This window comes from Paractinoplanes atraurantiacus (genome assembly GCF_900215205.1).
GTDB classification, from domain to species: domain Bacteria; phylum Actinomycetota; class Actinomycetes; order Mycobacteriales; family Micromonosporaceae; genus Actinoplanes; species Actinoplanes atraurantiacus.
This window is the reverse complement of record NZ_OBDY01000017.1, coordinates 1-17,985: the sequence shown is the minus strand read 5'-3', so window position 1 is coordinate 17,985 and position 17,985 is coordinate 1. Positions and strand designations below refer to the sequence as shown.

Genomic DNA, 17,985 nt, shown 5'->3' with positions numbered 1-17,985 from the left:
GGCCTGACGGACCGGCCCGTCTGGACCGGCCCGCCGGGGTCTAACTGTCAGTCCTTTTTACGCGTGTCGACGACCGGGTCGACGACCGGCTCCTCGACGGCGGGCTCGGCGATCTCCTCGGCCGCGACGGTCTCGTCGACCGCGCCGGCCTGCGAGACGACGCGGGCGATGGCCGGCCGCGCGAACTGCACCTCGACCCCGTCGGCGATCTCCAGGTTGACGACGTCGTCGTCGACGGCGACCACGGTGCCGTGCAGGCCACCGATCGTCACGATCCGGTCGCCCGGCCCCAGCGCGTTCTGCATCTGCTGAGCCTCACGGCGGCGCTTCTGCTGCGGCCGGATCATCAGGAAGTACATGACGGCGAAGAGGAGGACGATGAGAAGCAGCGGCGTGAAGCTGCCACCACCCGATGCCTCGGCTGCCTGAATCACCAAAAAAGCCTTCCGTAGGCCGCCGGCGACGCGCCCGCGCGCGTGACCGGGGCGATAAACACATCCCGGGTTGGAACGGCGGCGAGTCTAATCGGTCAACCTGGGAAGTCCGAATGCGGCACACATCACGTTCGCATTACGAGGGGATTTCACGCGTCCCGTGCGAACAAATCCCCTTGGATCACGCCCGACGGCGGCGTCTTTCCCAGGTGCACCCAACCCGCCTCGGTGGCCACCCGGCCCCTCGGCGTGCGGGCCAGGAGCCCGGCCCGCACCAGGAAAGGCTCGCACACCTCCTCAACGGTGTCAGACTGCTCGCCGACCGCTACCGCCAAGGTGGACAAACCGACCGGCCCGCCGCGGAAAGACTCGATGAGCGCGCGCAGCACGGCCCGGTCGAGACGGTCCAGGCCCAGCTCATCCACGTCGTACACCTTGAGGGCCGCACGGGCTGTGGATTCGGTCACCACACCGTCGGCACGCACCTCGGCGAAGTCCCGTACGCGCCGAAGGAGACGGTTTGCGATACGCGGCGTCCCCCGCGAGCGCCCGGCGATCTCGGCCGCGCCCTCGTCGGTGATCGGCACGCCGAGGATGCGGGCCGAGCGGTGCAGCAGGGCGTCCAGATCGGCCGGTGAGTAGAAGTCGAGGTGGGCCACGAAACCGAACCGGTCGCGCATCGGGCCGGACAGCAGGCCGGCCCGGGTGGTCGCGCCGACCAGGGTGAACGGCTCGACGTCGAGCGGGATCGCGGTGGCGCCCGGCCCCTTGCCGACCACGACGTCGACCCGGAAGTCCTCCATCGCGCTGTAGAGCAGCTCCTCGGCCGGCTTGGCGATGCGGTGGATCTCGTCGATGAACAGCACGTCACCGGGCGCGAGGCTGGTGAGGATCGCGGCCAGGTCGCCGCTGCGCTCGATCACCGGCCCGCTGGTCGTGCGGATGCTCGTGCCCAACTCGGCCGCGACGATGTTGGCCAGCGTCGTGTTGTGGACGACCAGGTCGTTGACCGTGAAAGTGTGATCGCCGGCGACGGTGAGGCACCGGCATTCGGCCAGGCCCGCCGGCTCGACCGAGGTGACCCGGTCGGGCGCCAGACGCTCATCGAACCGGTCACGGCGCGGCGCCCACTCACGGAGTCTCTCGCCGCGCGACCCGATGGGGGTGACGCGCTCGGCGAACCGGGCGGCATCGTCCTGGCTGGTGATCGACAACCGCCACGACTCGTGCGGCCGCCCCTGGTAGCGGCCCCTCTTCAGCTTCAGGCGCGACTGGATGCCAAGGCGGAGCAGCAGGTGCTGCGTGTCCTCGAGCAGGCCGCGGGAGACGCTGTAGTACTCGATGACCAGGTCGTAGCGATCCCGCCCCCGCCGGCTCACTGTGCCGTCGCACGCGAAATAGGCGGCGAGGAAAGCGCTGATCTGCCAGGTGTCGCCCAGGAAGACGAACTCGGGAACCCTCTTCGTCCAAGCCGTCTTGTCGATCAGACCGTGCTGCCGCAACCACGGCATCAGCCCGGAGACGCGGATCAACTCGCTCCGTGCGGAGTTCGGGCGGGTGTTGTGCGCGTGACCGAGCCGATCGCAAACGGCACGGAAGTCGTCCATCACCGCCGGGTCCGAGCCGGTGAAGGTGACCTGGTTGCTCGTACACCCGTCCCCGATCATGTAACCGGCCAGACGGAACTCGTCCGTCTGCTCAGTCCCGTCGGCGACCGTCTCCGGTTCCAGCACATTCGCGACCACGTCCGCCGGCGTCAGGTCGCCGGCCTTGACCCAGCCCTCGGTCGTCCAGAACGGGTGGTCGGGCGCGGCGACGACCTCACGGCCCGAGGCCGTGCGAATGCGCACCGAGTCGAGTTCACCCTGTTCGTGAACGGCGAGCACCTCTGCCGGCTCACCAGTCCGGGTGATCACCTGATCACCGACGACGACGTCACCCAACCGCCGACGGGACCCATCGACCATCAGGACGAGCGCATCCACCTGTACCGGCTTGCCGAGGCCGGGCGGGCCCGACAGGAGAATGTGGTCGGGCGGGGCGCCGCGGCCCATCGCGCCCTTGAGCAGCAGGTCGAGCTGGTCGCGGACGCGGTGCTGGGCGATGAACTCGGCCAGCCGGCGCGGCCGGACGCTGGCTTCGGCGTCGAGGTCCTCGTCGCCCGCGTCGGCCGAGACGAGATCGCTCATCGGGTCTTGCCCAGCAGCCTGATCGCCTGGCGCAGCAGCTGCGGAACGGGCGGGACCTCACCGTCGATCGTCTCGGCCAGCGCGGCCACGGCCTGATCGGCCTGGGCGGCCGACCAGCCGAGCGCCAGGACGCCCTGGCGCACCTGCTCCTGCCAGGCCCCGTTGAGCATGCCCGTGGTGTCGCCGGCCATCGCCATGGGCCCGATCTTGTCGCGCAGCTCGAGCACCATGCGCTCGGCGCCCTTCTTACCGATGCCCGGCACCCGGGTCAGGGTGGCCAGGTCGCCGCCGGCGAGGGCACGGCGGACGGTCTCGGGCGAGTGCACGGCGAGCACGGCCTGAGCCAGCCGGGGCCCGACACCGCTGGCGGTCTGCAGCAGCTCGAACAGGTGCTTCTCGTCGTCGTCGGCGAACCCGTACAGAGTCAGCGAGTCCTCCCGCACCACCATGCTGGCGGCGAGCCGCGCCTCGGTGCCCGACTTGAGCCCGGCCAGGGTCCCCGGCGCGCACTGCAGTTGCAGGCCGACCCCGCCGACCTCGATGACGGCGCTGTCCGCCGCGATCGCGGTCACGACCCCCCGCACACTGGCGATCATCTGCGGGTTCCCCCCTTGAGTTTCTGTGCCGCGGCGCGCTGGGCGGCCACCTTGGTGGCCGCGGCGACGGCCGCCGCCTGGATGCGGGCGCGGGTGCCACCGCGCCAGATGTGGCAGATGGCGATGGCGAGCGCGTCGGCCGCGTCGGCCGGCTTCGGCGGCGCGTCGAGCTGGAGCAGCCGGGTCACCATCGCGGTCATCTGCGCCTTGCCGGCCGTGCCGGACCCGGTGATGGCGGCCTTGACCTCACTGGGCGTGTAGGTCTCGACGGGCAGCCCGGCCCGCGCTCCGGACAGGATGGCGACGCCGCTGGCCTGCGCGGTGCCCATCACGGTCCGGGCGTTGTGCTGCGAGAACACCCGCTCGACGGCCACACTCTCGGGCTGGTGCTCGGCGACGAGCTCACCGAGCGACTTGTCGAGATGCAGCAGCCGCAGGGCGATGTCGTCGTCGGGCTCGGAGTAGACCACGTAGTAGGCGACCAGCTTGCACGGACGGCCCGGCATGCCCTCGACGACACCGACTCCGCAGCGTGTGAGGCCCGGGTCGATGCCGAGCACGCGCACCATGGACCTCCCCTGCCTCACGTACGTGTGTTCGACACCCTAGTACGCGCCCCTCTTGCGCCCCGCAGCGACACGCCCCGACGATGTCCGGGAGGGGGTGAGCCCATGTATCTCGTGCCGCCCATGGACGACGAGCCGCCACCGGACTACGTCACGTTCGTCGCCCTGCACGTCAACGACCTGCGCCGTGAGACGCTCCGCCTCGTCGGCGGCGACCACGAGGCCGCCCACCTCTACATGGACGTGCTGGCCGACGTGGCCTGCCACTGGCGCCGCCTGATCTGGCGCCGCCGCCTGCTGGGTCACCCTCACGCGGCCGCCGACTACATGACCCACCGCTTGGCCACGAGGACAAAGCAGTGGCGAGACGAGCAGATCTACGAGATTGACGTACGGGTGCTGCCCCCACCCGCTTCCTACTACAGCCGCTCCGGCCCCCGAGCGTCCCTGGCCCTGCGCAAGGCCGGCCTGCTCCCCGACACCCACCGCTCAGGCGTGGAGGCCACCGCCGACGCGGGAATAGCGTGGGTCCAGGCCTACCGCCGCCAGCTCTGGCACCGAGCGGGCCGCCTGATAGTCGGCGGCATCCTCCTGATAGCCGCAATGATCCAATTCATGACGTCCATCTCCACCGACTACTGACAAGGGGCCGCCCCACAACGCAGCGACCCCTTTGCCATCGATCACGGCCATTACCCTTTAGTCGGGCGCCGTCCTGATCGACCGCTGCCGCAGCTCGGGAACCACCTTCCCGATCGTCTCGAAGTCACGATCCTGGTGCAGCACCGTCAACTTGAGCCGCATCGCGGTCAGGGCGATCACTATGTCCACCACCGACGGCCCACCATGAACCGCATGCCGCGCGAGTTCCCGGCGGGTTTCGGCAAGTTGCTCCCAGATGTCCTCGGGCACGGTCACCGGAGGGTACTTCCGCGCAACCTCCTCCTCGGCTTGGGCGTATCGCTGGGCTTCCGCCGTCTTCAGTGACTCCGCCAGAGCCGGCTCACAGATCGAGATCAGCCCCCGGTCGGCCAACTCCTCCCAGGCGGGATCCACCTGACTCCTGAGGATGCGAATCAGCGCGCTCGCATCGACGAGGTATCTCATCAGTCGACCTCGTCATCGTCGGGAAAGTTGAACGCCCCCTCCGCCACCATCTGCCGCAGCCGCTCCCCTGCCGCGCGGCGCTTCGCGCGCTCGGTTTCGACCAGCCGCCGGAGAGCCTCGTTCATCGCCGCGGTGGGCGAAGTGGCCTGGATCTGGCGCTGGGCCTCCTCAAGCAGGTCCTGGTCGAGGGCCACGCCGTCTTCCGCCACCTCGACAGGCGGCCTGATTGCGAGTTCTGTCACCGGATCTTCTCCTTCGTTCGTCCCGCCCTCCATCAAGATAGTGGTCACGGGACTACTAGTCGCTAGACCGATGTGCCAACTTGAAAGATCATTCTCGATTTGCGAAAGCGAGGCGCGACGCCGCAGCTCGTACCGAGGACGCTCACCGCGGAGCACTCGCCGATGAATCTCGACGACGGCCTCGCCATCACCGCCCCGGGGCATCACGACGACCCAGCACTCCGGGATGCCGCGGCGGGCGTACCAGTCCATTCGCTCGCCGCATTCCTCGCCCTCGGCGACCACCTCGGCCACCAGCCTGAAGGCCTCACCGGGCAGAGACGTGCAGCCTGCGGGATCGGGCGGCAGCTCCATGACGACGCCGACGTCGGGCAGGCGCCAGTCCTCCGGCCGGTCGCCGTGGATGCCGGGACGCTGGAAAGCCTCGAGGCCGACGGCATGCAGGGCGCTCACAAGCCGCCTCGTCAGCTCCTTCTCCCGGAAAGTGGTCAACCGGAGAGCGACGACCTTGCCGTCGTGCATCTCGTACGGGGAATCCGGGCCCAGCCGATCGCCGTCGTCGATCATCGGTGCCTCCTGGAGACACAGAAACGGGGCCGGTCGCTGATGCGACCGGCCCCGCCAGACTACTAGGCGCGGGACTAGGCGTCGATCGCCGCCATGACCTCGTCGCTGACGTCGAAGTTGGCGAAGATGTTCTGGACGTCGTCGCAGTCCTCGAGGGCGTCGATCAGCTTGAAGACCTTGCGGGCGGCCTCCTCGTCGACCGGCACCGTCATGGTCGGGACCAGGGAGGACTCGGCCGAGTCGTACTCGATGCCGGCGTCGACCACGGCCGTGCGGACCGCGACCATGTCGGTCGGCTCGCTGACCACCTCGAAGGACTCGCCCAGGTCGTTGATCTCCTCGGCGCCCGCGTCGAGGACGGCCATCATGAGGTCGTCCTCGCTCAGGCCCGCCTTCGGCACGATCACGATGCCCTTGCGGTTGAACAGGTACGACACGCTGCCGGCGTCGGCGAACGTGCCGCCGTTGCGGGTCAGGGCCGTGCGCACCTCGGTCGCCGCGCGGTTGCGGTTGTCGGTCAGGCACTCGATGAGCAGCGCCACGCCGTTGGGGCCGTAGCCCTCGTACATGATCGTCTGCCAGTCGGCGCCGCCGGCCTCGAGGCCGGAGCCCCGCTTGACCGCGTTGTCGATGTTGTTGTTGGGGACCGAGCTCTTCTTCGCCTTCTGGATGGCGTCGTAGAGCGTCGGGTTGCCCGCCGGGTCCCCACCGCCGGTGCGGGCCGCGACCTCGATGTTCTTGATGAGCTTGGCGAACATCTTGCCGCGCTTGGCGTCGATGACGGCCTTCTTGTGCTTGGTCGTCGCCCACTTGGAGTGGCCGGACATGCAAAACCTCCGTGGTGTCAGGCGGCCTGGCGGACCATCTCGACGAAGTACCGGTGGACGCGAAGATCGCCGGTGAGCTCCGGGTGGAAAGCCGTGGCGAGCAGGTTGCCCTGCCGAACGGCGACAATCCTACCGGCGGCGGGTCCGTCGCTCACGCGGCCCAACACCCGCACGTCGCCGCCGACCTCCTCGACCCATGGCGCGCGGATGAAAACGGCGTGAAAATCGTCGCCGGCGATGTCGTCGATGTGCACCGGGGCCTCGAACGAGTCGACCTGCCGGCCGAATGCGTTGCGCCGCACGGTCATGTCGATGCCCTGGAAGGACTCCTGGTCGGGCCGTCCGTCGAGCACCGTGGAGGCCAGCATGATCATGCCCGCGCAGGAGCCGTAGACGGGCATGCCGTCGGCGATGCGCTTGCGGATCGGGTCGAGCAGGCCGAACGACACGGCCAGGTTGCTGATCGCTGTCGACTCGCCGCCCGGGATGACCAGGGCTTCGACGTCGGCCAGCTCCTCGGGCCGCCGGACCGGACGGGCCAGGACGTCGCTCTCGGCCAGCGCGGCCAGGTGTTCGCGCACGTCGCCCTGCAGGGCCAGCACTCCGATGTTCACCGGGCCAGCTTAGGCTCGTTGTGTGTTCGCCCTGCGCCGGGTGCGCGACCACATCGACCGGCATTCCGCCGGTCCGATCACGCTGAGCGATTTGTCGCTCTTAGCGGGCATGTCGCGGTTTCATTTGGTACGGGCGTTTCGGGCGGCGTACGGCGACACGCCCATCCACTACCTGTCCCGCCGCCGCATAGCGCACGCCCAGGACCTGCTCCGGCACGCCAACCTGACGGTCACCGAGGTCTGCATGGCCGTCGGCTTCTCGTCGCTGGGCTCCTTCTCGTCGCGCTTCAGCGAGCTGGTCGGCGAGAGCCCGGCCGCCTATCAGCGCCGCTTCGCCGACGGCCAGCCCCACATCCCCGGCTGCTACCTGTTCATGCGCGGCGTCATACCGCAATCGGGGAGAAGCGCGGCCGGCCGAGACGGGCATAGCGTCGGCCCATGATTCTCAACATCTCGCTGACCACCGTCTACTGCCTCGACCAGGACGCCACCCGCGACTTCTACGTCGAGCACCTCGGCTTCGAGCCGCGCGTCGACACCCGGCTGGGCGAGTTCCGCTGGGTGACCATCGCGCATCCGAACCAGCCCGAGCTCGAGGTCACCCTCATGGTTCCCGGCCCACCCCTGTCCCCCGAGGCCGCCGATCTCGTGCGCAAGCAGCTCGAGTCGGGCCAGATCGGTGGCTTCGGCCTGCGTGTGGACGACTGCCAGAAGACGTACGCCGAACTCAGCGCCGCAGGCGTGGTCTTTCTTCAAGAGCCTTCCGAGCGGCCGTACGGCGTCGAGGCCGTCATGCGCGACAACAGCGGCAACTGGCTGGTGCTCGTCGAGCCGCGGACCTGAGGGTTCTAACCGTTTCGCAACCGTCTCGCACTCGACAGGCTCCCGAAAGGCCCGAACAGCAGGGTATGACCGACACGATGATCGTGGAGCTGGGCCTGCAGGCGATGACCATCGCGGCCAAGATGTGCGCGCCGACGCTGATCACCGCGCTGGTCGTCGGCTTCGCCATCTCGCTGTTCCAGTCGGTGACCCAGATCCAGGAGGCGACGCTCTCCTTCGTCCCGAAGGCGGCCGCCGTGGGCGCCGCCCTGCTGTTCTCGGGCAACTGGATGCTGCACGAGATGATCACGTACACCGAGCAGCTCTTCGCCCGGATCCCGCAGCTGCTCGCTTAAGGGCCACCTGGGGGTCGATTGGCCATCGTCTGGTGCCCCGCCGCTGCCTACGCTTCTCGGCACCGACATCCCTGCGTGAGGAGCCGATTCCCATGTCCGACAACAAGCCCGCCATCGGGACCGCCCGCGTCAAGCGCGGCATGGCCGAGATGCTCAAGGGCGGCGTGATCATGGACGTCGTCACCCCGGAGCAGGCGAAGATCGCCGAGGACGCCGGCGCGGTAGCGGTCATGGCCCTCGAGCGCGTGCCGGCCGACATCCGCGCCCAGGGCGGCGTGTCCCGCATGTCCGACCCCGACATGGTCGACGGCATCATCAACGCCGTCTCCATCCCGGTGATGGCCAAGGCCCGCATCGGCCACTTCGTCGAGGCGCAGATCCTCCAGTCGCTCGGCGTCGACTACATCGACGAGTCCGAGGTGCTGACTCCCGCCGACTACGCCAACCACATCGACAAGTGGAACTTCACGGCCCCGTTCGTCTGCGGCGCCACCAACCTGGGCGAGGCCCTGCGCCGCATCACCGAGGGCGCGGCCATGATCCGCTCGAAGGGCGAGGCCGGCACCGGCGACGTCTCGAACGCCACCACCCACATGCGCAAGATCCGCCAGGAGATCCGCCGCCTGCAGACCCTCCCCGAGGACGAGCTGTTCGTCGCGGCGAAGGAGCTCCAGGCCCCGTACGACCTGGTCAAGGAGGTCGCCGAGCTGGGCAAGCTCCCCGTCGTCCTGTTCACCGCCGGCGGCATCGCCACCCCCGCCGACGCCGCCATGATGATGCAGCTGGGCGCCGAGGGCGTCTTCGTCGGCTCCGGCATCTTCAAGTCGGGCAACCCCGCCCAGCGCGCCGCCGCCATCGTCAAGGCGACCACATTCCACGACGACCCGGACGTGCTGGCCAAGGTCTCCCGAGGCCTGGGCGAGGCCATGGTAGGCATCAACGTCGACGACGTCCCCGTAGCACACCGCCTGGCCGAGCGCGGCTGGTAACCGTACGTCCGTCAGCCCCGGTTTTCCCCTCTCGCCGAGGAAACCGGGGCTTTCAGGCTCTTTCAGCGGTACGGGAACGACACCGCACCGCCAAACCCTCCCCGCCCCCGCCGCAGCGACCGGCTAGCTGCAACTCACCCTCCTCACCGACCTACGGCCGGTTCGGCAGGCAACCCGACCAGCCCGCCCCCAACCGGCCCCACCCCAACTTCCCTGGACAGCACAACTAGCCCCTCTCACGGCTGGCCCCACCACAACCAGCGCCACCCCCGACTCGCCCTGCCCGCAACCGGCCCCATCCCCGACTGGCCGCGCCCCAACCGGCCTCAACCCCGACTGGCCCTGCCGCCATCGGCCTCAGGCCCCCGACTTCATCACCTCCGACTGGTCCTGCCCACCCCGCCCAACCGGCTTGCCTCGAGCGGCCTCCCTCAAACGGGCATGCCCGACCGACCATGGCCAAACAGCCTTGCCAGACTCGCCCCCGAAAAATCCCCAGATACGGATAAATCGGATTCCTCCCGCGGTCGTGCTTGAGGGAGAGGATCGAGGCGCAGGCCACACGGAAGGGCGGGCCGCGCGCCCTCAGAGAAGAGCAGCCGGCGCCTCACCGAGAAGAGCAGGCCGCACGCCTCACAGAGAAGAGCAGGCCGCGCCGGCTCCGTAGAGAGAACAGGCTGGGCGCTCCAGCGGAAAGCGCGCCGCGCGGAAAGGACCGGCGCGCCTTTCTGTGGGCGAGCGAGCCGCGCCACCCATGCGAGAAGGGTGCCGGGGCGGAGAGCGGGCCGCGGTCGCGTCCACCGAAGTGGTGTATGAACTGGTCTTTTCCGGTGAACACAGGCGGCCATCGCAGATCCTTCGGATTGCTTGAAGATCACGAAGGAGAAAGCCTGCGATGGCCGCAGAACCGAGTCTGAACGTCGCGCAGCTGTTGCGCGAGCATCTTCAATCGGCGAGCCCTGATCTACTGCGCGCGATGGTGAAAACCTTCGCCGACGTGCTGATGTCCGCCGAGGCCGACGCCGTGTGCGGGGCCGAGTACGGCGAACGCAGCGAGGAACGGACCAACTCGCGTAACGGCTACCGGCATCGTGACTGGGACACCCGGGCCGGCACCGTCGAGCTGGCCATCTCGAAGCTGCGGCAAGGTTCGTACTTTCCGGACTGGCTGCTGCAACATCGCCGCCGCGCCGAACAAGCCCTTGTCTGCGTCGTGGCAACCAGCTATCTGCTGGGTGTCTCCACCCGGCGCGTCGAAAAGCTGGTCGAGCAACTCGGGATCAAGCAGCTGTCCAAGAGCCAGGTCAGCGAGATGGCCCGCCATCTGGACGCCCAGGTCGAAGCGTTCCGCAACCGGCCCTTGGACGCCGGCCCTTACACCTTCGTCTGGGTCGACGCCCTGGTCATCAAGGTCCGCGAGCACGGCCGCACGATCAACGTGCACGCGCTGATCGCGGTCGGGGTCAACGCCGACGGCGGCCGCGAAGTCCTCGGCCTGGACATCAGCTCAGACGAGGACGGGGCCGGCTGGCTGGCCTTCTTGCGCAGTTTGACCGCCCGCGGCCTGGCCGGTGTCCGCCTCGTGGTCTCCGACGCCCACCGCGGCCTGGTGTCCGCGATCGGCGCCGCGCTGCCCGGCGCCGGCTGGCAGCGCTGCCGCACCCACTACCTGCGCAACCTGCTGGCCAAAGTTCCCAAATCGGCGCAGCCATGGGTGGCCACCATGGTCCGCACCGTCTTCGACCAGCCCGACACCGACGAGGTCAAAGCCCAGTTCGCTCGCGTGCTGGACACCATCGCCGAGAAGTTTCCCGACGCGGCCGAACACCTCGATGACGCCCAAGCTGACCTCCTCGCGTTCACCGCGTTCCCGCGCGAGCTCTGGCGCCAGATCTGGTCGAACAACCCGCAGGAACGCTTGAACAAGGAAATCCGGCGGCGCACCGACGTCGTCGGGATCTTCCCGAACCGGGCCGCGATCATCCGCCTGGTCGGCGCCGTGCTGGCCGAGCAGACCGATGAATGGGTCGAAGGACGCCGCTACATGGGCCTGGACCTGCTCCGCAAAGCCCGCCTCATCCCAGTCACCACCAGCCAAGACGACGAAGCCGACCAACCCGCCGAGATCGCCGCATAACATCAACTCACACGGATCAGCGATGGCCGACTCTTACACCACGCCAGCGGACGTGACCCGGGCCGCGCTGGAAGGGCCGGCTCGCGTCCCTATGGGAGAGCGAACCGCGCCACCGTGCAAGAAGGGTGTGGCCGGTGAGGGAAGGGCGTGGCGCGGCGGAGAGTGGGCCGCGCCGGACGGGCCAGCGCGCGTTCCCGCAGGAGAGCCAACCGCATCTCCCCGCCGGAAGGGCCCGGCGCGGCGGAAAGCGCCCGCGCACCGGACGGGCCTGGCGCGGCGGAACGTGGGCCGCGCGCCGGAAGGGCGTGGCGGGGTGGAGGGTCAGACCGTTTCGAGGGGGACTGGTGGGGCCGTGGGAGCGGGGACCACCGTGGTCGGGAGGGCCGGGTCTTCGATGTCGAAGTACTGCGGGCGTGGGTAGCGGCGGGCCAGGCGCAAGGCTCGGACCAGGGGGCGGCGGCGGGCCGTCAAAGCGTCGCGGACCGTGTCTGTGTGGACCTGGCGGGCCAGGATCACGCGGCGGCTTGTGGCGGTCAGGGTGCGGCCGGCCGGGTCGGTCTCGGTCAGGGTCACCGCGTTCAGCTGGCGGGTCAGGTCGTTCTCGGCCGACTCGCGGTCGCCGGGAGCCGCGTCGAGGGCCAGGCGGGCGGCCGCGTACAGCTCCACGTGGTCGCCGTGCTCGGCCACCACCGCGGCCGCGGCCGCGCGGCGCATCAGGTGAGCGTCGAGGGCGCGCTCGGCCGACTGGGCGCGGACGTGGACCCGCTCGACGCGGTGGGCGGTCCAGCCCAGATATGCCGTCAGCAGTGCCGCCACCGCGACGACAGCCAGGACCCACCACATGGCGGGAATGGTAGTGCCCCGGCGCTCGCGCATGTTAGGGCATGTCCGGCCCGTCACAGCCGGAACTCAGGATGTGAACGGCTCGTCGTCCATCACACGGCCGTCGGTGGCCTCGATGGCCGTCGCGTACACCTCCAGCACCCGCTGGGCCACGCTCGGCCAGTCGAAGACGGCGACGGCGGAGCGAGCCGCCGCCGACAGGTCCGCCCGGCGCTTCGGGTCGTCCAGCAGCGTGTCGAGCAGGACGCACAGGGCCGACGAGTCGCCGGTCGGGAACAGCGCGCCGGCCCGGCCGCCGTCCAGCACCCGGCGGAAGGCGTCCAGGTCGCTGGCCGCGATCGCGGTGCCGGCCGCCATCGCCTCGGTGAGGATCATGCCGAAGCTCTCGCCGCCGGTGTTCGGGGCCACGTAGACGTCGACGCTGCGCAGCATGCGCGCCTTGTCGGCCTCCGACACCAGGCCGAGGAAGGTCACGCGGTCGTGCAGGTCGGCCGGGATCTCGCCGTACAGGTCGTCCCGGTCCCCGGGCCCCGCGACCAGCAGGCGCAGGCCCGGACGTTGCCGGGCGAGCGTCACGTAGGCCGAGCGCAGCAGGCCGAAGCCCTTGCGGGGCTCGGTGAAGCGGCCCAGGAAGCCCAGCGTGCCGCCCTCGCCGGGCCAGCCGTCCATCGGCTTGGCGTCGGCGAACTTGGCCACCGCGACCCCGTTCGGGATCTCCACCGCTCCCCCGCCCAGGTGCTCGACCTGCACCTTGCGGGCGAGCTCGCTGACCGCGATCCGGGCCGTGATCTTCTCGACGACCAGCTGGAGCAGGCCCTGCGCGGCCGACAGGGCGCGGGAGCGGGTCATCGCCGTGTGGAACGTCGCCACCACCGGGCCGCGGGCCGACAGCACGGCCAGCAGCGACAGGCTGAGCGTCATCGGCTCGTGCACGTGCAGCACGTCGAACCGGCCCCGGTTGAGCCAGCGCCGCACCCGGGCCGTGGATACCGGGCCGAAGGCGATCCGGGCCACCGAGCCGTTGTAGGGCAGCGGCAGCGCGCGGCCGGCCGGCACCACGTACGGCGGGAGGTCCGCGTCTTCGTCGGCGGGCGCCAGCACCGACACCTCGTGCCCGAGACCGATCAGGGCCTCGGAGAGGTCCATGATGTGGTTCTGCACGCCGCCGGGCACGTCGAACGAGTAGGGCGAGACGATCCCGATCCGCATGGCACTCCCCCTACAGCCACAGTTTCTGCAGCATGTGCCAGTCCTGCGGGTGCTCGGCGATGCCCTCGGCGTAAGCATCGGCCAGCATTTGGGTGGTCTGCTTGACCCGTACGTCCAAAGGTCCCTCGGCCGGCGGAATGACCCGCCGCAGCACGGCGACCGTCTGGGTGTCGGTGAATGACAGGTTGACGCCGTAGAGGGGCGCGCCGGTGCGGATGGCCAGGATGGCCGGGCCGGCCGGCATCTTCGTACGGCCGCCGAAGAATTCGACCTCGACGCCGCTGCGGGACAGGTCGCGGTCGCTGAGCAGGCAGACCGCGTAGCCCTGCTGGAGTCGTTCCGCCAGCACGTCGAGCGGCGCCCGCCGACCGCCGGTGAGCGGGACCACCTCCATGCCGAGCTTCTCGCGGTACGCCATGAACTGGCGGTAGACGCCCTCGGGCTTGAGCCGCTCGGCCACGGTGACCATGGGCCAGCCGTTGGAGACGACCCAGGCCGCGGCCGCGTCCCAGTTGCCGGTGTGCGGCAGGGCCAGGACCACGCCCTTGCCGTCGGCCATGGCCGTCTTCAGCCAGTCGTAGTGCTCGGGCGAGATGTGGAAGCCGTCGACGACCTGCTGCCTGCTCAGCGTCGGTAGCCGGAAGGCCTCCATCCAGTACCGCGCGTACGAGCGCAGGCCGTCCCGGACCAGCGTGTCCGGCAGGTCGGGCACAACCTGCTGAAGGTTGCGCCGCAGCCGCTGAGTGCCAGGACCGTTCTTCTTGTACGCCTGGTCGGCCGCGGCCCGGAACAAGCGGCGGGCGACCGGCAGCGGCAGGGCGCGCACCAGCCGCCACCCGGCCATGTAGCCGAACTCGATCAGACCGTCCTTCACGCAGTCGGATCCTTCGGCGGGACCGCGACCGGCGAGTCGGCCACGGTCGGCTCGGTGTGCGCGCCGGCGGGCAGGTCGGAGCGGCTCGCCGCGATCATCCGCTGGAAGATCGTGACGATCGACAGGGCGGCCAGCACCCAGAGCGCGGCCGGCAGGCCCCACTCGAGCCCGGCGCTGCCGAGCAGGCCGCCGATGCCGACGATGACCAGCCGCTCGAGGCGCTCGGCGATGCCGACGTCGGCGTTCAGCCCGAGGCTCTGGGCGCGCGCCTTCACGTACGACACGACCTGGCCCGCGGCCAGGCTCACCAGGGCCGCGACCATGCCGCCGTACGGGTTGCCCTCGCCGGCCAGATAGAACGCGACAGCGCCGAAGACGGCGGCGTCGGCGATCCGGTCCATCGACGAGTCGAGCAGGGCGCCGAACTTGCCGCCGCCGCCGCGCATGCGGGCCATCGTGCCGTCGAGCACGTCGGTCAGCGCGCAGGCGGTGACGATCCAGGTCGCCCAGAACAGGTGACCCATCGCGCCGAAGTAGGAGCCGATCAGCACACCGACGGTGCCGGCGATGGTGACGGCGTTGGGCGTGACCCCGACGCGCAGCAGGAAGCGTGCGGTGGGGTTGACGCCGTAGGCGACTACGGCGCGCGCGGAGACTTGGACGATCTTTGCCATGGCCTGACCACCTTATCGGCGAGCCAGGGGTCCTGGCGCCTCGGCAAGCGACCGTGGCCGTATCGTTCTATCTGCGCCGTTTGCCAATTACAAAGGGTTGCCAGCCCCATACCGCTGGGTGTGGGATTTACCAACACGCTCGTAACAGTCAAGAAACGACGGGAGCGGCCGCAATGGCGCAGAAGACCTCCTCGGAGAAGGGGCTCAACGGCGCCACGGCGCCGGTGGTGACCGAGCCCGGCAGAGTACGCAACGTGGTGCTGGTGGGACACTCCGGCTCGGGGAAGACGACCCTGGTCGAGGCCCTGCTCGCGGCCACCGGCACGATCTCGCGGGCCGGCTCGGTGACCGAGGGCACCACGGTGTCCGACCACGATCCGGCCGCGATCCGCCAGCAGCGCTCGGTGTCGCTGTCCTGCGCGCCGCTCAGCTACCACGACACCAAGATCAACCTCCTGGACACGCCCGGCTACGCCGACTTCGTCGGGGAGCTGCGCGCCGGCCTGCGGGCCGCGGACGCCGCGCTCTTCGTCGTCTCGGCCGTCGACGGCGTCGACGAGGCCACCGCCGCCCTGTGGGAGGAGTGCGCCGCCGTCGGCATGCCCCGCGCCGTGGCGATCACCCGGCTCGACCACCCGCGGGCCGACTACGAGCAGACGCTCGAGGACTGCCAGGACAAGTTCGGCGAGAACGTGATGCCGATCTACCAGCCCATGCTCGGTGACGACGGCCAGTCCGTCGTGGGCCTGATCGGGCTGGTCACGCTCCGGGTGCTCGACTACTCCGAGGGCTATCCGCCGCGCGAGCGCGAGGCCGAGCGCGAGCACCTCAACCCGATCTCCGACGACCGGAACGCGCTGATCGAGGGCATCATCGCCGAGAGCGAGGACGAGACCCTCATGGACCGCTACCTCGGCGGCGAGCTGATCAGCACCGCCACCCTCGTGCCGGACCTGGAGAAGGCGGTCGCCCGGGGCAACTTCTACCCGGTCATCCCGGTCTGCGCGGGCACCGGCGTCGGGCTCGACGCGCTGCTCGACGGCCTGGTCACCGGCGCCCCGTCGCCGCTGGAGCACGAGCTGCCGGTGATCACCGGGGTCGACGGCTCCCCCCGGCCGCCGCTCACCTGCGACCCCGGCGGCCCGCTGGTGGCCGAGGTGGTCAAGACCACGATCGACCGCCACGTGGGCCGCGTCTCACTGGTCCGGGTCTTCTCCGGCACGCTGCGCCCCGAGCAGGTCCTGCACGTCTCCGGGCACGGCCTGTCCGAGCGCGGCCACCCCGACCACGACGCCGACGAGCGGGTCGCCCACGTCTACTCGCCGCTCGGCGCCCAGCTGCGCGAGGTCCCGTACGCCATCGCCGGCGACATCTGCGCGATCACGAAATCGGGCAGCGCCGAGACCGGTGACACGCTCAGCGGCAAGGAGCAGCCCCTGCTCATGGAGCCGTGGTCGATGCCCGAGCCGCTGCTGCCGATCGCCGTGGTCGCTAAGTCCCGCTCCGACGAGGACGCCCTGGCCAAAAACCTGGCCCGGCTGGTCGCGGGCGACCCGACCATGCGCCTCGAGCGCAACGCCGACACCCACCAGCTGGTGCTGTGGACGATGGGCGAGTCACACGCCGACGTGGTGCTCGACCGGCTGCGCTCCGGCGGCGTCGAGCTCGACACCGAGCCGGTGAAGGTGCCGCTGCGCGAGACCTTCGGCTGCCAGGCCAAGGGACACGGCCGGCACGTGAAGCAGTCCGGCGGTCACGGGCAGTACGCGGTCTGCGACATCACGGTCGAGCCGCTGCCGCGCGGCTCCGGTTTCGAGTTCGTCGACAAGGTGGTGGGCGGCGCGGTGCCGCACAACTACATCCCCTCGGTCGAGAAGGGCGTGCGGGCCCAGCTCGAACGCGGGCTGGTCGCCGGCTATCCGGTGGTCGACCTGCGGGTCACGCTGCACGACGGCAAGGCGCACAGCGTCGACTCGTCCGACGCCGCGTTCCAGACGGCGGGCGCGCTGGCCCTGCGCGAGGCGGCCGGCGCCGGACAGGTGACCTTGCTCGAGCCGATCGACGAGATCGTCGTGCGGGTGCCCGACACCTACGTCGGCTCGGTGATGAGCGACCTCTCCGGCCGCCGCGGCCGCCCGCTCGGCACCGACAACGACGGCGACCACAGCTTGGTCCGGGCCGAGGTGCCGGCCACCGAGCTGGTCCGCTACGCGGTCGAGCTGCGCGCGCTGTCGTCCGGCTCGGGCACCTTCACCCGCACGTACGTCCGCCACGAGCCGATGCCCGCCCACCTGGCCGAGGGCGTACGGAAAGACCACAGCTCTAAATAGCAATCGCATTCGCCGCCTCGTGCAGGGGCGCGAGCACCTTCTCGATCACCTGCTCCTTGCGCGGGTGGAACTTGAGGGTGCGCATGCCGTAGTTGCGGAACGCGATGGTGAAGCGGCCGCCGGGAACCATGTCTTTGATCATCCGGCGGCCGAACTCCATGTTCTTGGCGACGTACGGGCGCATCCGGCTCTCGTACGCGGCGAAGGCGGCCGCGTGGTCGCCGCCGCCGGCCAGGGACTCGGCGAGCACGTGCGCGCCGACCAGGGCCAGGCTGGTGCCCTGCCCGGAGGCGGGTGACGGGCAGTGCGCGGCGTCGCCGAGCAGCACGACGCGCCCGGAGGACCAGCGCGGCGCCTCGACCTGGCTCAGCGAGTCGAAGTAGAGGTCGTCCGCTTTCTGCATGGCGGCGACGAGCTCCGCGGTCCGCCAGCCGCCGCCCCGGAACGCCTCGGCGACCGCCTTTTTACCGCCTTCGCCCGTTTCTGACGCGAAGATCATTCCGACTCGGGCCGGCCCGCCCATGGCGTACGCGAAGATCAGGCGCCCAGGCTCCGAGTACATGACCTCCTCACGGTCGATCCCGAGCGTGTTCTCGGTGGTGAAGATCG

Annotated in this window: 20 protein-coding genes and 2 pseudogenes; 7 read left to right on the top strand and 15 right to left on the bottom strand. The window is 70.0% G+C overall.

Annotated elements, in window-relative coordinates:
- Nucleotides 1–47 precede the first annotated feature (47 nt).
- The 6 genes and pseudogenes from yajC to ruvC form a co-directional block, all read right to left on the bottom strand.
- A complete protein-coding gene (gene yajC, locus CRP55_RS30895; protein WP_097324419.1) occupies nucleotides 48–434 on the bottom strand; it encodes a preprotein translocase subunit YajC in 387 nt (128 codons plus the stop codon).
- 149 nt (nucleotides 435–583) lie between these two features.
- Nucleotides 584–1,492 (bottom strand): Holliday junction branch migration DNA helicase RuvB, encoded by a 909-nt coding sequence (ruvB, locus tag CRP55_RS55055; protein WP_281260822.1) that lies wholly within the window; start codon nucleotides 1,490–1,492, stop codon nucleotides 584–586.
- 120 nt (nucleotides 1,493–1,612) lie between these two features.
- A pseudogene (locus tag CRP55_RS56080) lies at nucleotides 1,613–2,401 on the bottom strand (LAGLIDADG family homing endonuclease); the annotation flags it as partial.
- Nucleotides 2,402–2,424: 23 nt separating this feature from the next.
- A pseudogene (locus CRP55_RS30885) lies at nucleotides 2,425–2,623 on the bottom strand (Holliday junction branch migration DNA helicase RuvB); the annotation flags it as partial.
- Nucleotides 2,620–3,219 (bottom strand): Holliday junction branch migration protein RuvA, encoded by a 600-nt coding sequence (ruvA, locus tag CRP55_RS30880; protein WP_097324416.1) that lies wholly within the window; start codon nucleotides 3,217–3,219, stop codon nucleotides 2,620–2,622. The pseudogene CRP55_RS30885 and the gene ruvA, both read right to left, overlap by 4 nt.
- Nucleotides 3,216–3,785 carry a crossover junction endodeoxyribonuclease RuvC gene (gene ruvC / locus CRP55_RS30875; protein ID WP_097324827.1) on the bottom strand — a complete coding sequence of 190 codons (570 nt, stop codon included), beginning with the start codon at nucleotides 3,783–3,785 and terminating at the stop codon, nucleotides 3,216–3,218. The genes ruvA and ruvC overlap by 4 nt, the downstream gene beginning before the upstream one ends.
- A gap of 105 nt (nucleotides 3,786–3,890) precedes the next feature.
- Here ruvC and CRP55_RS30870 point away from each other — a divergent pair, with 105 nt between their 5' ends.
- Nucleotides 3,891–4,427: a hypothetical protein gene (locus tag CRP55_RS30870; RefSeq protein ID WP_097324413.1), complete on the top strand. Its 537-nt coding sequence runs from the start codon at nucleotides 3,891–3,893 to the stop codon at nucleotides 4,425–4,427.
- Nucleotides 4,428–4,484: 57 nt separating this feature from the next.
- Here CRP55_RS30870 and CRP55_RS30865 read toward each other — a convergent pair whose 3' ends face one another.
- The 4 genes from CRP55_RS30865 to pdxT form a co-directional block, all read right to left on the bottom strand.
- The gene (locus CRP55_RS30865) at nucleotides 4,485–4,892 is read right to left on the bottom strand and encodes a PIN domain-containing protein (RefSeq protein ID WP_097324409.1); all 408 of its coding nucleotides are present in this window, start codon (nucleotides 4,890–4,892) and stop codon (nucleotides 4,485–4,487) included.
- Nucleotides 4,892–5,701 (bottom strand): Uma2 family endonuclease, encoded by an 810-nt coding sequence (locus tag CRP55_RS30860; protein WP_097324406.1) that lies wholly within the window; start codon nucleotides 5,699–5,701, stop codon nucleotides 4,892–4,894. The genes CRP55_RS30865 and CRP55_RS30860 overlap by 1 nt, the downstream gene beginning before the upstream one ends.
- A gap of 74 nt (nucleotides 5,702–5,775) precedes the next feature.
- Nucleotides 5,776–6,528 (bottom strand): YebC/PmpR family DNA-binding transcriptional regulator, encoded by a 753-nt coding sequence (locus CRP55_RS30855; RefSeq protein ID WP_097324404.1) that lies wholly within the window; start codon nucleotides 6,526–6,528, stop codon nucleotides 5,776–5,778.
- 17 nt (nucleotides 6,529–6,545) lie between these two features.
- The gene (pdxT, locus tag CRP55_RS30850; RefSeq protein ID WP_097324401.1) at nucleotides 6,546–7,142 is read right to left on the bottom strand and encodes a pyridoxal 5'-phosphate synthase glutaminase subunit PdxT; all 597 of its coding nucleotides are present in this window, start codon (nucleotides 7,140–7,142) and stop codon (nucleotides 6,546–6,548) included.
- A gap of 22 nt (nucleotides 7,143–7,164) precedes the next feature.
- Between pdxT and CRP55_RS30845 the strand changes: the two genes are divergently transcribed.
- From CRP55_RS30845 to CRP55_RS30825, 5 genes are all read left to right on the top strand, one after another.
- Complete coding sequence (locus tag CRP55_RS30845; RefSeq protein ID WP_143235016.1) at nucleotides 7,165–7,584, top strand: helix-turn-helix transcriptional regulator; 420 nt, start codon at nucleotides 7,165–7,167, stop codon at nucleotides 7,582–7,584.
- Nucleotides 7,581–7,985 carry a VOC family protein gene (locus tag CRP55_RS30840; RefSeq protein ID WP_097324399.1) on the top strand — a complete coding sequence of 135 codons (405 nt, stop codon included), beginning with the start codon at nucleotides 7,581–7,583 and terminating at the stop codon, nucleotides 7,983–7,985. Before CRP55_RS30845 ends, CRP55_RS30840 begins: the two co-directional genes overlap by 4 nt.
- 65 nt (nucleotides 7,986–8,050) lie before the next feature.
- Nucleotides 8,051–8,320, top strand: a complete 270-nt coding sequence (fliQ, locus tag CRP55_RS30835; RefSeq protein WP_097324397.1) for a flagellar biosynthesis protein FliQ — start codon at nucleotides 8,051–8,053, stop codon at nucleotides 8,318–8,320.
- A 92-nt stretch (nucleotides 8,321–8,412) separates the two neighbouring features.
- The gene (gene pdxS / locus CRP55_RS30830; RefSeq protein WP_097324394.1) at nucleotides 8,413–9,309 is read left to right on the top strand and encodes a pyridoxal 5'-phosphate synthase lyase subunit PdxS; all 897 of its coding nucleotides are present in this window, start codon (nucleotides 8,413–8,415) and stop codon (nucleotides 9,307–9,309) included.
- An 895-nt stretch (nucleotides 9,310–10,204) separates the two neighbouring features.
- A complete protein-coding gene (locus CRP55_RS30825) occupies nucleotides 10,205–11,446 on the top strand; it encodes an IS256 family transposase (protein ID WP_097324391.1) in 1,242 nt (413 codons plus the stop codon).
- Between the two features lie 321 nt (nucleotides 11,447–11,767).
- Here CRP55_RS30825 and CRP55_RS30820 read toward each other — a convergent pair whose 3' ends face one another.
- The 4 genes from CRP55_RS30820 to pgsA all read right to left on the bottom strand — a co-directional run bounded on the left by CRP55_RS30820 (nucleotide 11,768) and on the right by pgsA (nucleotide 15,046).
- Nucleotides 11,768–12,289, bottom strand: coding sequence for a hypothetical protein (locus CRP55_RS30820; RefSeq protein WP_179855400.1), 522 nt, complete (start codon nucleotides 12,287–12,289; stop codon nucleotides 11,768–11,770).
- A gap of 66 nt (nucleotides 12,290–12,355) precedes the next feature.
- Nucleotides 12,356–13,498 carry a glycosyltransferase family 4 protein gene (locus CRP55_RS30815; RefSeq protein WP_097324388.1) on the bottom strand — a complete coding sequence of 381 codons (1,143 nt, stop codon included), beginning with the start codon at nucleotides 13,496–13,498 and terminating at the stop codon, nucleotides 12,356–12,358.
- A gap of 10 nt (nucleotides 13,499–13,508) precedes the next feature.
- Entirely contained in the window at nucleotides 13,509–14,342 is an 834-nt protein-coding gene (locus CRP55_RS30810) for a phosphatidylinositol mannoside acyltransferase (RefSeq protein WP_438865829.1), read from the bottom strand.
- Between the two features lie 26 nt (nucleotides 14,343–14,368).
- On the bottom strand, nucleotides 14,369–15,046 hold the full coding sequence (gene pgsA / locus CRP55_RS30805) for a phosphatidylinositol phosphate synthase (RefSeq protein ID WP_097324384.1): 678 nt from the start codon (nucleotides 15,044–15,046) through the stop codon (nucleotides 14,369–14,371).
- Between the two features lie 173 nt (nucleotides 15,047–15,219).
- Here pgsA and CRP55_RS30800 point away from each other — a divergent pair, with 173 nt between their 5' ends.
- A complete protein-coding gene (locus tag CRP55_RS30800) occupies nucleotides 15,220–17,376 on the top strand; it encodes an elongation factor G-like protein EF-G2 (protein ID WP_097324381.1) in 2,157 nt (718 codons plus the stop codon).
- On the opposite strand, the gene CRP55_RS30795 is transcribed toward CRP55_RS30800, so the two are convergent.
- Nucleotides 17,369–17,985 (bottom strand): FAD-dependent monooxygenase (locus CRP55_RS30795; protein WP_179855399.1); only part of this gene is annotated, 617 nt, incomplete at its 5' end. The genes CRP55_RS30800 and CRP55_RS30795 overlap by 8 nt on opposite strands.

Bases quoted from the DNA above. Each gene is read 5' to 3' on its own strand.
- ruvA (WP_097324416.1), bottom strand. From the start codon at position 3,219: ATGATCGCCAGTGTGCGGGGGGTCGTGACCGCGATCGCGGCGGACAGC.
- CRP55_RS30870 (WP_097324413.1), top strand. From the start codon at position 3,891: ATGTATCTCGTGCCGCCCATGGACGACGAGCCGCCACCGGACTACGTC.
- CRP55_RS30865 (WP_097324409.1), bottom strand. From the start codon at position 4,892: ATGAGATACCTCGTCGATGCGAGCGCGCTGATTCGCATCCTCAGGAGT.
- CRP55_RS30860 (WP_097324406.1), bottom strand. From the start codon at position 5,701: ATGATCGACGACGGCGATCGGCTGGGCCCGGATTCCCCGTACGAGATG.
- CRP55_RS30855 (WP_097324404.1), bottom strand. From the start codon at position 6,528: ATGTCCGGCCACTCCAAGTGGGCGACGACCAAGCACAAGAAGGCCGTC.
- CRP55_RS30840 (WP_097324399.1), top strand. From the start codon at position 7,581: ATGATTCTCAACATCTCGCTGACCACCGTCTACTGCCTCGACCAGGAC.
- fliQ (WP_097324397.1), top strand. From the start codon at position 8,051: ATGACCGACACGATGATCGTGGAGCTGGGCCTGCAGGCGATGACCATC.
- pdxS (WP_097324394.1), top strand. From the start codon at position 8,413: ATGTCCGACAACAAGCCCGCCATCGGGACCGCCCGCGTCAAGCGCGGC.
- CRP55_RS30825 (WP_097324391.1), top strand. From the start codon at position 10,205: ATGGCCGCAGAACCGAGTCTGAACGTCGCGCAGCTGTTGCGCGAGCAT.
- CRP55_RS30820 (WP_179855400.1), bottom strand. From the start codon at position 12,289: ATGTGGTGGGTCCTGGCTGTCGTCGCGGTGGCGGCACTGCTGACGGCA.
- CRP55_RS30815 (WP_097324388.1), bottom strand. From the start codon at position 13,498: ATGCGGATCGGGATCGTCTCGCCCTACTCGTTCGACGTGCCCGGCGGC.
- CRP55_RS30810 (WP_438865829.1), bottom strand. From the start codon at position 14,342: ATGGCCGGGTGGCGGCTGGTGCGCGCCCTGCCGCTGCCGGTCGCCCGC.
- pgsA (WP_097324384.1), bottom strand. From the start codon at position 15,046: ATGGCAAAGATCGTCCAAGTCTCCGCGCGCGCCGTAGTCGCCTACGGC.
- CRP55_RS30800 (WP_097324381.1), top strand. From the start codon at position 15,220: ATGGCGCAGAAGACCTCCTCGGAGAAGGGGCTCAACGGCGCCACGGCG.